Source organism: Pseudoalteromonas sp. SG44-5 (assembly GCF_014164175.1).
Taxonomy (GTDB): domain Bacteria; phylum Pseudomonadota; class Gammaproteobacteria; order Enterobacterales; family Alteromonadaceae; genus Pseudoalteromonas; species Pseudoalteromonas nigrifaciens.
On sequence record NZ_JACJES010000001.1, the window covers coordinates 128,279 to 144,712 of the forward strand.

Annotated in this window: 17 protein-coding genes; 8 read left to right on the top strand and 9 right to left on the bottom strand. The window is 39.5% G+C overall.

The window, feature by feature from the left end; genetic code table 11:
- On the bottom strand, positions 1 to 245 hold a 245-nt coding region (locus H5079_RS18360), incomplete at its 3' end, for a redoxin domain-containing protein (protein ID WP_259398037.1).
- A gap of 14 nt (positions 246 to 259) precedes the next feature.
- Positions 260 to 796: a glycine cleavage system protein R gene (locus tag H5079_RS00710; protein ID WP_011327809.1), complete on the bottom strand. Its 537-nt coding sequence runs from the start codon at positions 794 to 796 to the stop codon at positions 260 to 262.
- Positions 797 to 1,149: 353 nt separating this feature from the next.
- On the opposite strand from H5079_RS00710, the gene bamC reads away from it, so the two are divergent.
- The gene (gene bamC / locus H5079_RS00715; protein WP_011327811.1) at positions 1,150 to 2,208 is read left to right on the top strand and encodes an outer membrane protein assembly factor BamC; all 1,059 of its coding nucleotides are present in this window, start codon (positions 1,150 to 1,152) and stop codon (positions 2,206 to 2,208) included.
- A gap of 65 nt (positions 2,209 to 2,273) precedes the next feature.
- Positions 2,274 to 3,689, top strand: coding sequence for a YjiH family protein (locus H5079_RS00720; RefSeq protein WP_011327812.1), 1,416 nt, complete (start codon positions 2,274 to 2,276; stop codon positions 3,687 to 3,689).
- Positions 3,690 to 3,734: 45 nt separating this feature from the next.
- Here H5079_RS00720 and H5079_RS00725 read toward each other — a convergent pair whose 3' ends face one another.
- Together H5079_RS00725 and H5079_RS00730 are read right to left on the bottom strand one after the other, a co-directional pair.
- Positions 3,735 to 3,881 carry a DUF2897 family protein gene (locus tag H5079_RS00725; RefSeq protein ID WP_011327813.1) on the bottom strand — a complete coding sequence of 49 codons (147 nt, stop codon included), beginning with the start codon at positions 3,879 to 3,881 and terminating at the stop codon, positions 3,735 to 3,737.
- A 94-nt stretch (positions 3,882 to 3,975) separates the two neighbouring features.
- Positions 3,976 to 4,503, bottom strand: coding sequence for an acyloxyacyl hydrolase (locus H5079_RS00730; RefSeq protein WP_011327814.1), 528 nt, complete (start codon positions 4,501 to 4,503; stop codon positions 3,976 to 3,978).
- Between the two features lie 245 nt (positions 4,504 to 4,748).
- Here H5079_RS00730 and H5079_RS00735 point away from each other — a divergent pair, with 245 nt between their 5' ends.
- Entirely contained in the window at positions 4,749 to 5,342 is a 594-nt protein-coding gene (locus tag H5079_RS00735) for a phospholipid-binding protein MlaC (protein WP_011327815.1), read from the top strand.
- A 221-nt stretch (positions 5,343 to 5,563) separates the two neighbouring features.
- A complete protein-coding gene (locus H5079_RS00740) occupies positions 5,564 to 6,901 on the top strand; it encodes an ankyrin repeat domain-containing protein (RefSeq protein ID WP_089368009.1) in 1,338 nt (445 codons plus the stop codon).
- A gap of 161 nt (positions 6,902 to 7,062) precedes the next feature.
- Here the strand turns inward: H5079_RS00740 and H5079_RS00745 are convergent, their stop codons facing one another.
- The 5 genes from H5079_RS00745 to H5079_RS00765 are packed head-to-tail and all read right to left on the bottom strand — an operon-like array spanning position 7,063 to position 10,588.
- A complete protein-coding gene (locus H5079_RS00745) occupies positions 7,063 to 7,512 on the bottom strand; it encodes a DUF2069 domain-containing protein (protein WP_182683231.1) in 450 nt (149 codons plus the stop codon).
- Positions 7,509 to 8,063, bottom strand: a complete 555-nt coding sequence (gene wrbA, locus H5079_RS00750) for an NAD(P)H:quinone oxidoreductase (RefSeq protein WP_011327818.1) — start codon at positions 8,061 to 8,063, stop codon at positions 7,509 to 7,511. Before wrbA ends, H5079_RS00745 begins: the two co-directional genes overlap by 4 nt.
- Positions 8,063 to 8,410, bottom strand: a complete 348-nt coding sequence (gene arsC, locus H5079_RS00755; RefSeq protein WP_011327819.1) for an arsenate reductase (glutaredoxin) — start codon at positions 8,408 to 8,410, stop codon at positions 8,063 to 8,065. The genes wrbA and arsC overlap by 1 nt, the downstream gene beginning before the upstream one ends.
- 53 nt (positions 8,411 to 8,463) lie before the next feature.
- Positions 8,464 to 9,921, bottom strand: a complete 1,458-nt coding sequence (locus H5079_RS00760; protein ID WP_011327820.1) for a M48 family metalloprotease — start codon at positions 9,919 to 9,921, stop codon at positions 8,464 to 8,466.
- Between the two features lies 1 nt (position 9,922).
- The gene (locus H5079_RS00765) at positions 9,923 to 10,588 is read right to left on the bottom strand and encodes a hypothetical protein (protein ID WP_011327821.1); all 666 of its coding nucleotides are present in this window, start codon (positions 10,586 to 10,588) and stop codon (positions 9,923 to 9,925) included.
- A gap of 146 nt (positions 10,589 to 10,734) precedes the next feature.
- Between H5079_RS00765 and H5079_RS00770 the strand changes: the two genes are divergently transcribed.
- The 4 genes from H5079_RS00770 (at position 10,735) to pgi (ending at position 16,330) form a co-directional block, all read left to right on the top strand.
- Positions 10,735 to 10,953, top strand: coding sequence for a hypothetical protein (locus tag H5079_RS00770; RefSeq protein ID WP_011327822.1), 219 nt, complete (start codon positions 10,735 to 10,737; stop codon positions 10,951 to 10,953).
- Positions 10,946 to 12,019: an AI-2E family transporter gene (locus tag H5079_RS00775; RefSeq protein ID WP_011327823.1), complete on the top strand. Its 1,074-nt coding sequence runs from the start codon at positions 10,946 to 10,948 to the stop codon at positions 12,017 to 12,019. The genes H5079_RS00770 and H5079_RS00775 overlap by 8 nt, the downstream gene beginning before the upstream one ends.
- Before the next feature lie 133 nt (positions 12,020 to 12,152).
- Positions 12,153 to 14,411, top strand: coding sequence for an aminotransferase class V-fold PLP-dependent enzyme (locus tag H5079_RS00780; RefSeq protein ID WP_182683232.1), 2,259 nt, complete (start codon positions 12,153 to 12,155; stop codon positions 14,409 to 14,411).
- A gap of 272 nt (positions 14,412 to 14,683) precedes the next feature.
- Positions 14,684 to 16,330: a glucose-6-phosphate isomerase gene (gene pgi / locus H5079_RS00785; protein WP_182683233.1), complete on the top strand. Its 1,647-nt coding sequence runs from the start codon at positions 14,684 to 14,686 to the stop codon at positions 16,328 to 16,330.
- Positions 16,331 to 16,434 lie beyond the last annotated feature (104 nt).

Consider the following 16,434-nt stretch of genomic DNA (forward strand, 5'->3'; position numbering starts at 1 on the left):
AGGCGTTTAATTGGATCTGGGCTTATGCCTACTACGCGGGTGTTAAATTTTGCCAGCTCTGCTTGCTGGTCGCGTAGGTTTTCGGCTTGTACGGTACAGCCAGGTGTTGACGCCTTAGGGTAAAAATAAACCAGTACTTGTTGCTGTTTTAACAACTCGCTTAAGGTGATTGTTTCGTCGTTTTGGTTTTGTAAGCTAAAAGCGGGGGCGTTGTCGCCGGCTTGTAATGGGCTGATTTTGTTCATGCTTGCTCCTTAATTTAACGAATACGTCTAAATATATAGTCTACGTTGAGAAGGTGAGAAAGTTTTTCAAAACTAATTTTAAATTGGTCTACATCTACTTCAACAGGAATATTAAACTCTAGTTCACAGCGCATTCTCATTACTGCTTCTTCGTCATCATAAGTGTCTGACTTTAGTGAGCAAATAATAATATTGTTGTCTGCAAAAAAGCGCGTAACTTTACTCAAAGTGCCGGGTGTGTCGGTGCCTGTGTACTCTAGTGTGTAACCGGCGCGAAACGCTCCTTGGTTATGACTTGCTGTGCGCTTCATCATAGTGAGCAAACCCAGTTCCATCGCTTTGGTAGGCAGGGTGTGTTCTATGCGGCTAATGGCCGACATGTCACCGCTAAGTAGCATGATAAATGTAAATTCGTTACCTAAAATAGCAATGCGGCTATCTATTATATTACAGTGGCAATCGCTTACTAGCTGAGTTAACTCACTAACTATGCCAGACCTGTCTTCGCCAATAGCTGTTAAAACAATTTGATGATTTGAGTGTGCAGTCATGGGTTTAAATACCTAAGTTACTTGAATTACAACAGCGCAGTTGGCAACACAAAAAATAAACACATAAAGTTGCGTGGCGGCGAAGTTTAACACAAAAACGTGTTTAAACTACACAGGCTGCTAATTTAGCAGTTTAAAAGTACAGTGTTTCTTGTTTTTACAAGCATGGGAAAGTACCATAGCCCAAATGTGTCTATTTGTTGCTTACTTTTGTTAACAGAGGTGAGTATTAAGCAACCAGGCAACCAAATTATAACTGTAAAGTTAATATTGATTTTACACTGAACCAAATCGGCATTACCCACTCATATACTTGTTAAAACAATTAAAGGGTATGCTAAGGAGAAATATCTGTGCAGTATTGGATCCCAAAAGCACTAACAGTAAGTGTATTGGTAAGTTTATCAGGATGTAGTGTATTTACTAATGATGCACATGACGAGCGTAATTATCGCGCTCATGAAGCAGTAAAAGTGCCTGCATCGTTATCACAACCCGCTCAAGATCCAACATATAAAATGGATGTAGGCCAATATAGTAATAATCCAGATGCTACAAATTACCGTCCGCCTGCTCAAGTACTTACAGTAGCAAAGGGTAGTTGGGTTGAAGAAACAGATAAAAACGCCCGTGTTTATTTTGATAAAAACGATGGTATTGATGACCTAGATGAGTTTATTTGGGAGTCTATTAATGCGGTTTTAGCCGACAATAACACGCAAGCGACTAAAGCAGACAAGCTACTAGGCATTATAGAAACAGATTGGTACGCTATTATTAAGCCAGAAGAAAGCTGGTTATGGAATAGCGACGAAAGTGTTGATTTAGAACGCTTTAAATTTACAATTGAAGAAAAGTCGCATCAGCGTACGGCTTCATTAAGTGCTGAACTTATTGACTTTAAAGGTGATGAGCCTTTAAGTGATTTATTTAAGCAACAGTTAGAAGTGCGTGCACTTAACCAAGTTATTAGCGAGTTTGATTATCGTTATCGTCAACTTGAAGTTGATATGCGCAAACGCCAAGGTATTATTTCTTTAGAAATGGGCTTTGATAACAAAGGTAATGCAGCACTTGTAACTGAGCAGTCGTATGAAGCTGTATTTGACCGTTTTTCAGGGTTTTTAGAGCGCTTGTCGTTCACTATTGTTGAAATTAACCCAGATACAGGCTTAATTACGGCAGATTATAAAAAACCAGAGTCAAGTGTATGGGATTCTATTTGGGGTGACGAAGTAACCCAATTACCTATTGATGAAGGTCAATATCAAATATTAGTAAGTAAAACCAAACAAGGCGGCACTAGTCTGACCTGGATGGATGAACAAGGCGATACGCTTGAGCCAGGTACTATGAATGGTTTACAGCAAGCATTAGTGGCTGCACTCATTCAGCGCGGTATTAATATTTAATAATAATAAGTTTTTACCACAAAAAGAGCACTTTGCTCTTTTTGTGGTTTTTATAGGTTAAAAATATGTCTCAGTTACCCACTTCGTCGCAATATAATATGCGCACTTGGCTTACCTTTTTAGTTCCTTCGCTAATTGGTTTGTTTTTATTTATGACACCAATCCCTATTGCTGATGGTATGACCATTCCCATTGCATTAATGGCTAAAGCAATTAAAGAGGGAATTAGCTCTGTTATGATTGAGCTGCTTACATTCATTATTTGTGTAACGGGTGTGCTTTCGCTATTAGCTAAAGTTGTTAAGCCTAGCTTTATTAAAAAGTCTTTTATACTAAAACACTTATTTGATGTTAACTGGCTTTGGCTAGGTATTCGCTTACTGGGTATGCTGTTTATTGTTTTGACCTTTATTAGTCAAACCGGCGCAGACGTGAGCTCGGCGCTTCCTGCGTTTTTATTACCGGTATTTAATGCTATTACCTCGGCAGATACGGGCGGCTTGGTTTTAAACGATTTATTGCCTATTTTGTTTTCGGTATTTGTTTTAGCGGGTTTATTACTGCCGCTGTTATTAAATTTTGGTTTGTTAGAGCTAGTGGGCACCTTGTTTACTAAACTTATGCGTCCGTTATTTGGTGTGCCGGGGCGCAGTGCTGTTGACTGTGCGGCGTCGTGGTTAGGTGATGGCAGCGTAGGTATTTTAATGACTGCGCGTCAGTACGAAGAAAAACATTACACTGAGCGTGAAGCGGCCATAATTGGTACTACGTTTTCGGCAGTTTCGATTACCTTTAGCTTAGTGGTTATTGAACAAGTGGGCTTAGAGAGTCACTTTGCACCGTTTTATTTAACTGTGTGCTTAGCCGGTGTGGTTGCTGCGATTATTGTGCCGCGCTTACCGCCGTTACGCTTCAAAAAAGATAGCTTTATAGATGGCAGTAAACGCGATGAGCATGCTGAGTCTGTACCAAGTGGTAAAACCTTGTTTGGGCATTCTTTAGATGTTGCGTTAGCTAAAGCGCATAGATCGCCAGGGTTTAAAGGCACGTTAAAAGAGGGTTTACACAATGCATTTGATATGGTGTTTGCTGTATTACCTGTCGTAATGGCGGTAGGTACATTTGCGTTAATTATTGCCACATATACCCCTGTTTTTCAGTATTTAGGTATGCCGTTTATTCCATTTTTAGAGCTGCTACGAATACCAGAAGCTGAGCTTGCTTCACAAACGATTATGGTTGGTTTTGCTGATATGTTTATTCCTTCAATATTAGCAGCGGGCACAATTGAAAGCGACGTAACCCGTTTTATTATAGCGGCAATGAGTGTAACGCAACTTATTTATATGTCGGAAGTGGGTGCACTTTTACTAGGCAGTAAAATACCGGTTAATATTTTTGAATTGTTTATTATTTTTATTCTTAGAACCTTAATCACTTTACCAGTTATTGCCTTAATGGCGCACTGGTTAGTTGGTTAGTTGGTTAGTTGGTTATAAAGATTAAGCAGTAAAAAGCCCTGATATTCAGGGCTTTTTTGTATCTGTAGAGTTAGTTTTATCGGGCTTTGTTTTTTTAAAGGGTAAATTTGCCGAGTGCTTTAGCAGTGCAAGATTACCAATAATAATAGCAAATACAATGATAACAATAACAACCATGTGCCAAGTTTGCATAGCAACGTCCGTTAATTATAAGCAAAGTATAAGTGTGAGCGTTTTAGTTTAAAACAGCAATAAAGTGACTTAAAAAATGGTGCTAATGCTGTATTTAAAAGCGTTTTGCTACCGATAGAGTTAAAAAATTTAGCCCGGGGTTGGGATCTTTAAAGCCCGCATTAGAGTAATGAATAATTCTTAGCGCCACGTTGGTTTCGCCAAAATCAGCAACTAAGCCAATTCTGTCTTCAAACTGATAGTGAGTGCTAATGTTTTTACCCGCAAAATAGGTTTCATCAACCAATGAAATACCAATACCCGCTTCTACATATATGGGGGTATTGTTAATGCTAAATGCTGGGAACAACAGCACAGGCGACATGGCAAGCACTACATTAGACTGTGTTTTATCGCCATGGTTATATTGCCAAAGGTTTACACTGGTTTCGAAATAAAAGCGCGTATCGCCAAGTAAAGACTGCAACCCTGTAGGATAATATTGATGGGCTAGTTTAAAGCCATTTACGCCACCTTCTCCCTTGAGCAGATCAATTGCGTAGCCGTGCTGCGATTGTGCGAATGCGTGTTGACTCGTGAATAATAAAACAAATATAAATAATGATAAAAATGACGTTTTCATAGGTGTCAGTGCTGTGCCTGAGTTAAATAGTGACTAAATAGTAAGGGCGCAACATGGGTGTTTTCAATGGGACAAAAATACGCTTGTATATAGGGTGTTAACCGAGGTTGATTAACTAATTGAATTTATTTACTTTGTTTTATTGGTGCTAAATGGGCATTAATAAGTTGCTTATTTAAGTCTATTTAAAGGTGTAATTATCGCGTAAATTAGCGTCATCTTAATCACACAGACAATAATTTATTATGAAGTTTTTAAAACTGTTTCTCGTTGTAGCTGTATTCTTTAGCGGCTCACTTTTTGCTCAAACGCAACAATCTCCACAACAACTCCTTAAAAGCGTAGCCGATACTTTATTTGCCGATATAGCCCAAGTTAATGCCAAAGGCGATGCAAGTAAAGAAGACATGTTTAACATTGTTGAGCAGCGCTTAATGCCGCATATTGATATAAAATTTGTAGCATTTAAATTATTAGGCAAACATATAAAGGGCATTGAGCGCGAGCAAGCAGTTAATTTTATTGATGCAGTAGAGCATTATTTAACAGGCACTTATGCCGGTGCTTTAATGAAGTACACTGGTCAAAAAGTAGTTTTTGAGCAAGATAACGCTTTGAGCGACTCACAGTACGCTACGGTTAAAACCCAGATAATACAAGCAAATGCGCCTACTATAGATTTACATTTTAAATTGCGCTTAGGGAAAGATGAACAATGGAAAGTATACGACATAGTTGCAGAAGGCATTTCATTGCTCAGCGCCAAGCAAAAAGAAATTATACAACGTATTTCTGATGTAGGTATAGAGAGCGTTATTAGCGAATTAAAAAGCAACTAATAGTAGATTATGTGACCCTGATTAAGTCCAGCTCCAACCAAATAAGCAGCCAACTAGTTATGTAGTTGGCTGCTTTTTTATTTTATAAGTATTGCGTTACTTTGCGCTAGCGTGGCGATCAAGGTGTGCTAGAATATCGGCTCGTCGATTAAGCGTGGTGTCAGCTAAAAGCTGCTATAACTGACCACTGTCCCAAGCTACACTGGAGTTGTGTTGTTTTAATGGAAAATGTACTGATTTGGCCAAAGGAATACCCATTACTTATCAAAGGACTTGTAGAACAAAATGGTGCCTTTATTTTAGATGCTTTAGAAGCTTGGCCTGCCTGTCGTTCTACCCATGAAGATGATGGAGTATGTACTACTGTTTTACCGCCCATATTTTATTTAGCGTGGTTTACTCCGCTGGAGCCTTTTGAAGAGTGTTATTTTCAACATATTTGCGAGTATGACGAAAGTGCACAAACGTATATAAGCGCGGTAAAAGAACATTATTTTGATAACGAATATACCCCCGAAAGCTTAGTACTTATGCTTTGCCAACGGCTCGAAAAATACGCGAATGTATCGGCGCAAAATGAGATTGATACACCGCAGTCGTTATTTAGTTTATTTTTTGCTAAACGCTACTTTACTTTAATTGAGCATGCGTTAAATAATCGCAGTAAATTATCGGCGGTTGACACGCTAGCTCTGTGGCAAGAAGTTGATTTTAGAGAGCGTTTGAGTGCTTATATTCCAGGTTCAATTGCCGATCTTGAGCATTTAACTGAACTGGCAAGTGAAAAAGTGGCTAAAGGCAAAGACTACTTTACTTTACTCACTCAAGTATCGCCGGATGTAGATTCTGTGGTACTACTTGAAAAAGCTTTGCTTGCTCATTTAAATAAAAAAACCGCTAAGCAAATGATGGCCATGCGCTTTATTGAGCAAGGCGCAACAGGTACGCTTGCCGATGAGCACAATAAAACGGCCTTTATGTGGGCTGCTGAAAAAGGCTACGTAAATGTAGTTGAAACCCTGCTGAGCCAACAAGATAAAAAAGCAGTTGATGATAAGGGGAATACTGCCTTGCATTATGCTGTGCTCTCTAAAAACGAATCGCTTATGGTATTGCTGCTAAAGGCGGGGTATGACTTTAGAGTGCGTAATAACGAAGGGCTTAGCTGTTATCGCTTAGCGGTGAGCATAAAAGCGAGTAACTTAGTAAAGTGCCTTGAGCGCGACTTTGGTATTAAAGAGTTGTCGCCTGAAGGGCAGTTTGATCGCATTAAAAAAGTGCATGCGCTGCATGCTCTGGTTACTTTATTATTGCCGGTGCAATTGTTTTTCTTTTTTGATGAAACAATAACCATAAAAAGCGAATTAACATTAACTCTAACTATGATTGCGGCGGTGTGTTTCTTTTTTGCGGCTACTTTAAAGCGCTGCGCGCTGTACCCGCACATTAAACACCCGTGGGGATTATTTGTATTAAGAGGCTTTTCTTTAGTTAGCCTAGTAGGGCAGTTAGGTTTAGCCGCTATTGTAACCCTTGCCGCATTAAGTTCTTTAGTTTAAATATTTACAAGTTTATCTTTCGAGGTTAAATTTGCAGCAATGTGTTTGGCCGTTAGGCAAGGCAGAGCCTATGTAGTGTGGCTGCTCCCCATAAATAGGCGATAACGATGCATAAATAAAAAACGCGCTAATTAGCGCGTTTTTTGTGTTTAAATTATAATTTAATCTGTTTTTTCGTGCTCGTGCGCTGCTTTTTCTTCGGCGAGATCGTCTTTCAATTTACGAATTTTTAAGCCAAGTTCTTGCCCACGATGCCTAGCATAGTAGGTACAGCCAATAAACATAGCAGAGGCAAATAGTAGCTCTAACAATACCCATACCAGCTCATCTTGCGCTACCCAAAGCAATGTAAGGCCATGAATAAAGTAAAGCATAACAATAAAGTTTGCCCATGCATACGTATACGCTTTGTCTTGAATTATGCCTTTAAGAGGAAATAATAATGGCAGTATGTACACGGCAAAAATAAAGCCATTACTGTGGCCTTCTCTCGGTGCAAATACAAACATCCATAAAGGCATTAAAATTAATAAACCGACATAACCAAAAATCGCGGTACGTTGAAATTTAACAGTAATTGGCTTTTTAGCTGGAATTTCAGCTGTTTTCATTGAAGTTTTCTCGCAATTTGAGTGAGGCGTTTGCCAACACTTTGGCATATTTTAATTTCGTCTTTACTTAATTCAGTACTATTACTACTACCAGCAACATGTGTTGCACCATAGGGCGTGCCACCGGTTTGTGTTGCCAGCAATTCGGGTACATCGTAAGGTACACCGAGTAACATCATGCCATGGTGCAGTAACGGTAGCGATAAGTTCAGTAATGTGGCTTCGTTGCCGCCATGCATACTGCTTGACGACGAAAAAACACAGGCTGGCTTGTCAATTAATTGCCCTTTTAACCATAATTCGCTGGTGGTTTCCCAAAACATTTTTGCTTGAGAGGCCATCATACCAAAGCGAGTAGGTGTGCCAAAGGCAAGGCCATCACAGTTTATTAAATCGTCTTTAGTGATAATAATGTCGTGTGGGTTTTTAGCAACAAAAGTGCGCAGCAAAGCGCTGGCCCCTTGTTGCTCTATAGACTCGGCAATTTCATGGGCCATAGCTTCAACTGAGCCATGGCTTGAATGGTAAAGTACCACTATGGTCGTGCTCATTATAAAACGCTTAATACGTTTTCTGGTGGGCGACCAACAGCAGCTTTATCATTGTTAACCACAATAGGGCGCTCAATTAGTTTTGGATTTTGTACCATAGCATTAATAAGTGCAGCTTCACTGGTTTCATCTTTTAAGTTTAGCGTTTTGTAAATGTCTTCTTTGGTGCGCATTAACTCGCGTGCAGATGTAAAACCCAGCTGCTTAACTAATGTAGTTAGCTGCTCGCTACTTAAAGGCGTATTTAAGTATTCAACTATACTTGGCTCAATAGCTTTGCTTTGTAATAAAGCTAGGGTCTCGCGCGATTTAGAGCAGCGCGGATTATGATAAATAGTTACAGACATAAAATGCTTCCAATAAATGAGTTGCGGCCATTTTAGGCCAAGCGCTTGTAGACTTAAAGTCTAGCAAGCTCTTTTTGTAAAAGTCGGTATTGTGTAAGTAGCGCTTTTAACCTTTGTTGTTTAACTAGCTCGTTTGGCTCAATAAAGTTGAGTGCTTTTTGTATTTCGTCGGCAGCTTTTAAATAAGCGCCGTATTGCGATAATACATCGGCATTGGCTTCGTGATAGGCGGCGAGTTTTTCTTGCTTTTTATAGGCGTCGGTTAATAGTTGCTTACCTAAACTGTGATCTGGTTTTTCTAGTAAAAAGCTTTTTAAGATGTTTTCGGCAAGCTCGTATTGCTTTGCTTCTAGGGCTGCATTGGCATAGTTTAGCGTAATTACCTGATTGTTAGGGCGGTAATTGTTTAATTCTGCTAAATAGGTAACGGCTTCAGCGGCCTTTTTTTGCGCTATTAATAAATCGGTATAGGTATCTATATAAAATAAGTTTTTAGGATCGCTTTTTAGTAGTTCATCTAAAATAGGCTGCGCTTCATCAAGCTTTTTTTGATCCAGCAAACTAATGCCTAAGCCATATTTTAGGGCGGCATTATTGTAGCTATTTTCGCGAATTAATTTTCTAAACAGCGATTCTGCTGCTTCTGGTTTATTGTCGTATCTTGCCAGCACGCGACTCTTTGCTAAGTTAAACTCAAGGCTCGGGTTTACTTGGCGTTTAGGGTATTGCTGCGCACGCAATCTTACATCAGACACACGGCTCTCAGGAAGCGGGTGAGTAAGTAAAAACGCAGGTGGCTTATATTTATAACGAATTTGCGCAGCGAGTTTAGTTAAAAATTCACTTGATGCACGCGGATCAAAGCCTGCATTATTAAGCGTTTGCATACCAATGCGGTCGGCTTCTTGCTCTGCTGAGCGGCTATGCGTTAGTTGGCTAAATGCCGATTGTGTTTGGCTTGCTGAAATAATAGCAATACCAGCATCGGGCACGACGACAGCGGCTAAAATACCGGCAATCATTCCGGCTATAGTCATTGCGCTGTTGTCTTGTTGCTGCTGTAGGCGCCGTGCTAAATGGCGCTGGGTAACGTGGGCAATTTCATGGCCAAGTACCGATGCAAATTGACTTTCATCATCAGCTTGCGCAATTAATCCTGTGTGTACGCCAACATGGCCGCCATAAAATGCAAAGGCGTTTATTTCAGAGTTATTTAACCAAAAAAATGAAAACGGAAACCGCACATCATTGGCGCTAGCCACAAGTTTACGGCCCACTGTGGTTAAGTACTCATCAAGCACAGGGTCGTTAATTATTGGCGACGAGCCTCTAATTTGCATCATCATTACTTCGCCAATCGCTTGTTCTTTTTCGAGCGGCAGCACTTGTAAGGCTGAGGTACCTAAATCTGGCAATTTAAAGTTTGTTTGCGCCTTTAAAGGCTCACTTACTAATAGGCTAAATGTAAGCGCGGCACTACATAAAGTGATAAAGGCTGATTTTAGCTGCATTTTATTCCCTGTTAATTGGTTCACCAAGAGCAATTTTGGCAATGTTTATTTCGTCACTGCATGCACGGCTGTCTTTTTCACATAATTGATAAAGCGCTTTTATTGTGACCCCATCTAGCTTTACTACGTTCAATTGTATTTGTAAAAAAGTAATAATTTTATGCACTACCTTGTGTGCGTGTAAAATAATAGCTTTATCGGCTTTGTCTCCACGTTCAAAATAAAAGCCAATAAATGTATGTAATTGATTTATTCTAATTAAGCACTTCATGGAAAGTGGATCCCATACTTTAAATTCCATAAAACGATTATTTTTAACGTATTGATCAATAATAACATCTTTAGCGTACGGTTGAGCCCAAAGCTCAAAACCACGCTCGGTAAATACTTGATGCAGTGCAATGCGTGGCTTTTTATTACATTGAATTTCGCCTAGCTCGGTTTCGTAGCCGTCAAGTAGATCAAGGTTCCAATTACGTTTGTCTAAAAGGCTTTTTACTGCATTATCAAACCCATGTTCTAAAATACCTTCAGCTTCGCTGACCGATGAGGCAACAAGGTGATAAAAAGGTGGTAATTCGCCCCAATTTATTTGTTTTTTATACCAATTAATCTCTTTGAGTGTTGGATTACTGGGTAATTGCGCTTTATTATGCGTGCCAGGCATTAACCTATCCTTACTGCTAATTATGCCCTAAGGATAAACTATTGCCGAGGTTGTTTTAAGGAAAAGTTATGCATGTTCACACTTAATACATTTTTAGGTGGTGACTATGGGACTTATTATTGATGTGAACTCAAGGTGAAACGAGTATGCTAGAGCAAAATTTATCAGCTTATAAATGCCCACAGCAGTTTATTCAATTTAAACTTGGGCTGCGTAAAGCCGTGTCGTTACAACAAAGTATTACTTTTAGTTTTAATAATGCAGAAAATATAAACGACATTGAACGATTTTTACAAAAGCATGCATATTGTTATACCTTAAATAAGCGCCAAGGAATGTTATTAGTGGAGCCATTACGTGTTTGAATATATAAAAGCGTGGTACGAAAAAAAGTTTTCTGATCCTCATTCAGTTACTTTATTATTTTTATTATTGGCGTTAGTAGCCTTATTATATTTTATTGGATCTTTGATAGTGCCGGTATTGGTGGCACTTATTATTGCCTATTTACTCGATTGGCCGGTACTGCACTTAGAGCGTTTTGGGTTAAGGCGTTTTACCGCTACAGTAATTGTTATGCTTATATTTACAGGTATTATGCTGACACTTATTTTAGTTATTGGCCCTGTGCTGTGGCAGCAAACCAGTAATTTATTTCAAGAAACACCGCATATGGTAGAGCAAGGAAAATCGTTTTTATTGGCCTTGCCTGCGCAGTACCCTAGTTTAATTACTGCAGAACAAGTACAAACAATTGTATTAACAGTAGAGACTAAAGTAATTGAATTTGGTCAAGTAGTGCTGTCGGTGTCGCTCACGTCTTTAAAAGATGCGGTTGCGTGGTTAATTTACTTAATTTTAGTGCCCTTGTTAGTGTTTTTTATGCTTAAAGACAAACTAGAGCTTAGCCACAGTATTGCTAAACTTATTCCGCAACAACGACGCTTAATAATGCAGGTGTGGAATGAAATGAATCAGCAAATAATGAACTACATTCGCGGTAAAGTGTTTGAAATACTGATTGTTGGCTCGGTGTCGTTTATTGCCTTTACGGTACTTGATTTACGCTATGCTGCGTTATTGGGAGTATTAGTGGGCTTTTCGGTGTTGATCCCTTTTGTGGGTGCGGCATTGGTAACCATTCCGGTGGCGGCAGTGGCGTTGTTTCAGTTTGGAATTGAAACCCAATTTTGGACCATTTTAATTATTTACGGTATTATTCAAGCGCTTGATGGCAATGTACTAGTGCCTTTATTGTTCTCTGAAGCGGTTGATTTAAATCCGGTATTTATTATTGTAGCGGTATTGTTTTTTGGTGGCTTGTGGGGTTTTTGGGGCGTATTTTTTGCCATTCCACTGGCGTCATTAGTCAAAGCGCTGATCAATGCGTGGTCATCTACTCAAGAAGAAATCATTAAAGAGCTGAGCTAAAAGTTAACACCGCTTTAAGTATAAAAAAGCATAGAAAACGCATCTTTAAAACTAATTGATTATTATCTATTGCAGCCAAAACTATGTAATATTGGTATAAGATATATTTATTAGTAATAAGGTGCGTTTTTTAATGTCTGAGTATTTATTACCCGATGAGCCAGTAAAACAAGTTTACCTTGATGCAAATGCAACGACCCCTGTGTTGCCATGCATAGTTGATGTGGTGTGCCATGCAATGCAAACCTGTTTTGGTAATCCTTCTAGCCCACACATAACGGGTATTCAAGCTAAGCACTTATTGGAGCAAACTCGACAAAAAGCACGCGCGGTAATTGGCGCTAATAATGGTGATATTTTATTTACCTCTGGGGCAACCGAAGGTATTCAAACGGCTGTAGTGTCTACGCTGATAAATGCTAAAACCCATAATAAAAAAAATCCGGTGTTACTTTATGGCGCTACAGAGCACAAAGCAGTACCAAATACCCTAAAACATTGGAATCAAGTGCTAGAGATTAACGCTCAAGTACTTGCTATTCCGGTTGATAGTAACGGTATTTTAGACTTAGATTTTATTGCTCAGCATATTGATGATGCGCTGATGATTTGCACTATGGCGGTTAATAATGAAACCGGTGTATACCAAGATCTAGCGGCAATAGAGCAGGTTATTCGTAATCGCAATAGCAGCGTGTCTTGGATGGTCGATTGCGTTCAAGCATTAGGTAAGCAGCAGCTTATGTTGAGCGAAACAACAATAGATTACGCACCGTTTTCGGGCCATAAACTCTACGCTCCCAAAGGCATTGGCTTATTATATATTCGTCAAGGCAGTGCTTATACGGCATTTATAGCCGGTGGCGGGCAAGAAAGTGGTATGCGCTCAGGTACTGAAAATCTCCCTGGTATTGCAGGACTTAATAAGTTATTTAGTTTGTTATTAGATAAAACCGATGGCACGTTTAAATCAAGTGCTGTGCTTGCGCAATATCGCAGCCAATTACACAATGCAATAAGCGATACATTTGGTGCCATTACCTTTAACCATGATTTTGCATACTCAGTGCCCACCACGCTTAATTTTGCGGTTAACGACTTAACCAGTAAAGAAGTTATTGATTTATTTGATGCTGCCGGCATACGCGTGAGCGGCGGCTCTGCGTGTAGTACTGGTGCTTCACAAAGTTTTGTACTAGATGCAATGGGTGCAAGCCAGTGGCAAAGTGAAAACGCCATACGTTTATCGTTTGGACCTGCCGCCACGCAACAAGATATTGACCATGCCTGTGAGCGAATTCGCGCCCTTAAACAAGTATTACAAGCAAATTGCCTGGTAGTATCTGACAGCGCTACACCTACGCAGGAATTATGTGCACTAGGCTTAACCCAATTTAGGCACCAAGGCGCGTGCAGCTGGTTATATGTTAATAGCAACAACCAAGCGGTGATCATCGACCCTATTATAGAGTTAATACCGCGCTTTGAAAAAATAGCCAATACGCAAAATTTAACCATAACCGCTATTTTAGACACCCATGCTCACCAAGAGCGTAATAGTGCAATTACCCTATTACGCAGTGTGTTAGCAGCACGTTTAGTAGCAGGAGAGGTTGATCAATTGGGTTGGCCAGTTAACCAAACGGTGATTAATTTAAATGGGCAACGCCTAGAAAAACTTGCCACACCTGGGCATAGCCAAGATAGCGTGAGTTACTTATTAAAAGAAGCCTCGGGTGAGGTTCGTTATTGTTTTTGTGGTGATCTCATTTTACCAGCGGGGCTGGGTAATACTCACTTGCTTGGTGGTAGTGCAGAGCAAATGGCTGACTCGTTAATATTACTAGCGCAGCAGTTAACCCCGGAGGCGATTATTTGCTCAGGACACGATTACCAACAGTGTTTTGCCATGAGCTGGGCGGTACAGCAACAGCAAACTCCTTTATTGAGCGCGTTGTTATCTAAGCAAATAACGAAAAACGAATTTGCCGTTAAAAAACAGCAGCACGATGAGCAAAAACAAACAGCTAATAACAACCAGCTTTGTGGTTATGTAAATGCGCAACCAGATACAAATACACAGCAATTGAGCTACTCACAGGCAAAAGAGATGCTCAGCCACGGCAATGTATATTTAATTGATACGCGCGAACCCTATGAGCATGGCGCTAATAATATTTCATCGTTGTTAAATGTTGCTACAGCTAAAACTTTAAATATTCCGCTTAGCCGTATGGCAAACGCAATAGTAGATCAGCAGCTAGATAAAAATAACCAATATATTTTAGTGTGCCGCAGTGGTAACCGCTCAAAGCTGGCAGCAGCTAATTTAATTGAGCTAGGTTATACCTCGGTTTATAATTTAAATGGCGGTTTGGCACTGGGAAGTTAAAATTAGTCAGCAAATAAATATAAGTAAGGCCGACATTTGTCGGCCTTTTTATTTATTTGCCAAATTAAGCTAAGTGAGTCGCCTCTGAATGGGTTGTTAAATTAATATATTAATTTTATGATACCGGTGTCAAAAGCAAAAAATTACGTTATCATTCACAGCATAAAATATAAAAACAGCTCATTTTTAACTTTGCTATATATGTTAATTAACTAAGTTTTATATAATAAATACATTTAAATCAATAGATTAATATTTTAGGGGATGTTTACATGACTAACCGTTCGCAATTAGCAAGTTGGCAAGCGCTTGAAAAAAGTGCAACCAAGATGAAACAAAGCCATCTTAGGGATTTATTTGCTAAAGATGACGCGCGTTTTTCTCAGTTTTCTACGCAAATCCCTGGATTATTATTTGATTACTCAAAACAACGTATTGATAAAGATGTTTTTACACAATTAATTGCATTAGCTAAAGAGTGTGACATTAGCGCTTGGCGTGAAAAAATGTTTAACGGTGAAAAGATTAATATCACCGAAAACCGAGCTGTTTTACACACAGCATTACGTAACCGCGCTCATACGCCACTTATTGTTGATGGCGAAAATGTAACTGAGTTGGTTGATAACGAACTTGCTAAAATTAAACTGTTTGTTGAAAAAGTACGCAGTGGCAAGTGGTTAGGTTACAGTGGTAAGCCAGTAAAAGATGTAGTAAGTATAGGTGTAGGTGGTTCAAACCTTGGCCCGCAAATGGCAACCGAAGCATTAAAAGCGTTAAGTGACGATACCTTAAATGTACATTATGTGTCGAATGCTGACGGGGTACAAATTGCCTCGGTATTAAAAAACATTGATGCTGAAACAACCTTGTTTGTTATTGCATCAAAAACGTTTACCACGTCAGAGACAATGACCAACGCTAAAACAGCGGTTGATTGGTTTTTACAAACAGCTAAAGATAATGCCGCTATTGCTAAGCATTTCGTTGCGGTGAGCACTAATTTAGAAAAAACAGCCGAGTTTGGCATTAGTAACGACAACGTATTTACTATGTGGGATTGGGTTGGTGGTCGCTTTTCATTATGGAGCGCTATTGGTTTACCGATTGCATTATATGCAGGATATGACGCTTTTGAAGCAATTTTAGAGGGTGCATACGAAGTTGATGAGCACTTTAAAAACGCGCCATTAGAGCAAAATATTCCGCTTATTATGGCATTGTTAAGCGTGTGGAATACCAGCTTTTTAGGTTACACCTCGCAAGCTATTTTACCTTATGACCAAGCGCTGCATATGTTACCAGCGTACTTACAACAAGGCGAAATGGAAAGTAACGGCAAGCATGTTAACTTTGCCGGTGAAACTGTGCCTTATACAACAGTGCCAATTATTTGGGGTATGACCGGGATTAACGGGCAACACGCATTTTACCAATGTTTGCATCAAGGTAATGTGATAGTACCGGCTGATTTTATTGCCTCAATTAAGCCGCAAGTAAGCGTTGATAAACATCACGATATTTTATTATCGAACTTTTTTGCGCAAACAGAAGCACTAATGAATGGCGTAGATGCGCAAGAGATCACCGCAGATTTAACCGCTAAGGGTAAATCTCAGGCGCAAATAGATGAGTTACTAAAGCACAAAATTCATCAAGGCAACCGCCCAACTACCTCTATGTTACTAGATAGCGTAGACGCTAAAACGGTAGGGCGCTTAATTGCGTTGTATGAGCATAAGATTTTTTGCCAAGGCATTATTTTAGAAATTTGCTCATTTGATCAATGGGGTGTTGAGCTAGGTAAAGGATTAGCATCAAAAATAGAAGCCGAGTTAGTTGATGAGCGCGTTAAATATGCTCATGATAGTTCAACTAATGGCTTAATGGCGTATTATAAGCAATATCGTACGCAGTAAAAAATTAGCTTAGTAACATAAGCAACCAAATACCTTTGAACGGGTAGCGCTGGTGTACTTAGGGACTGTATTTTTGTGAGAGGAATTACAGTTCCCTAAGGCCC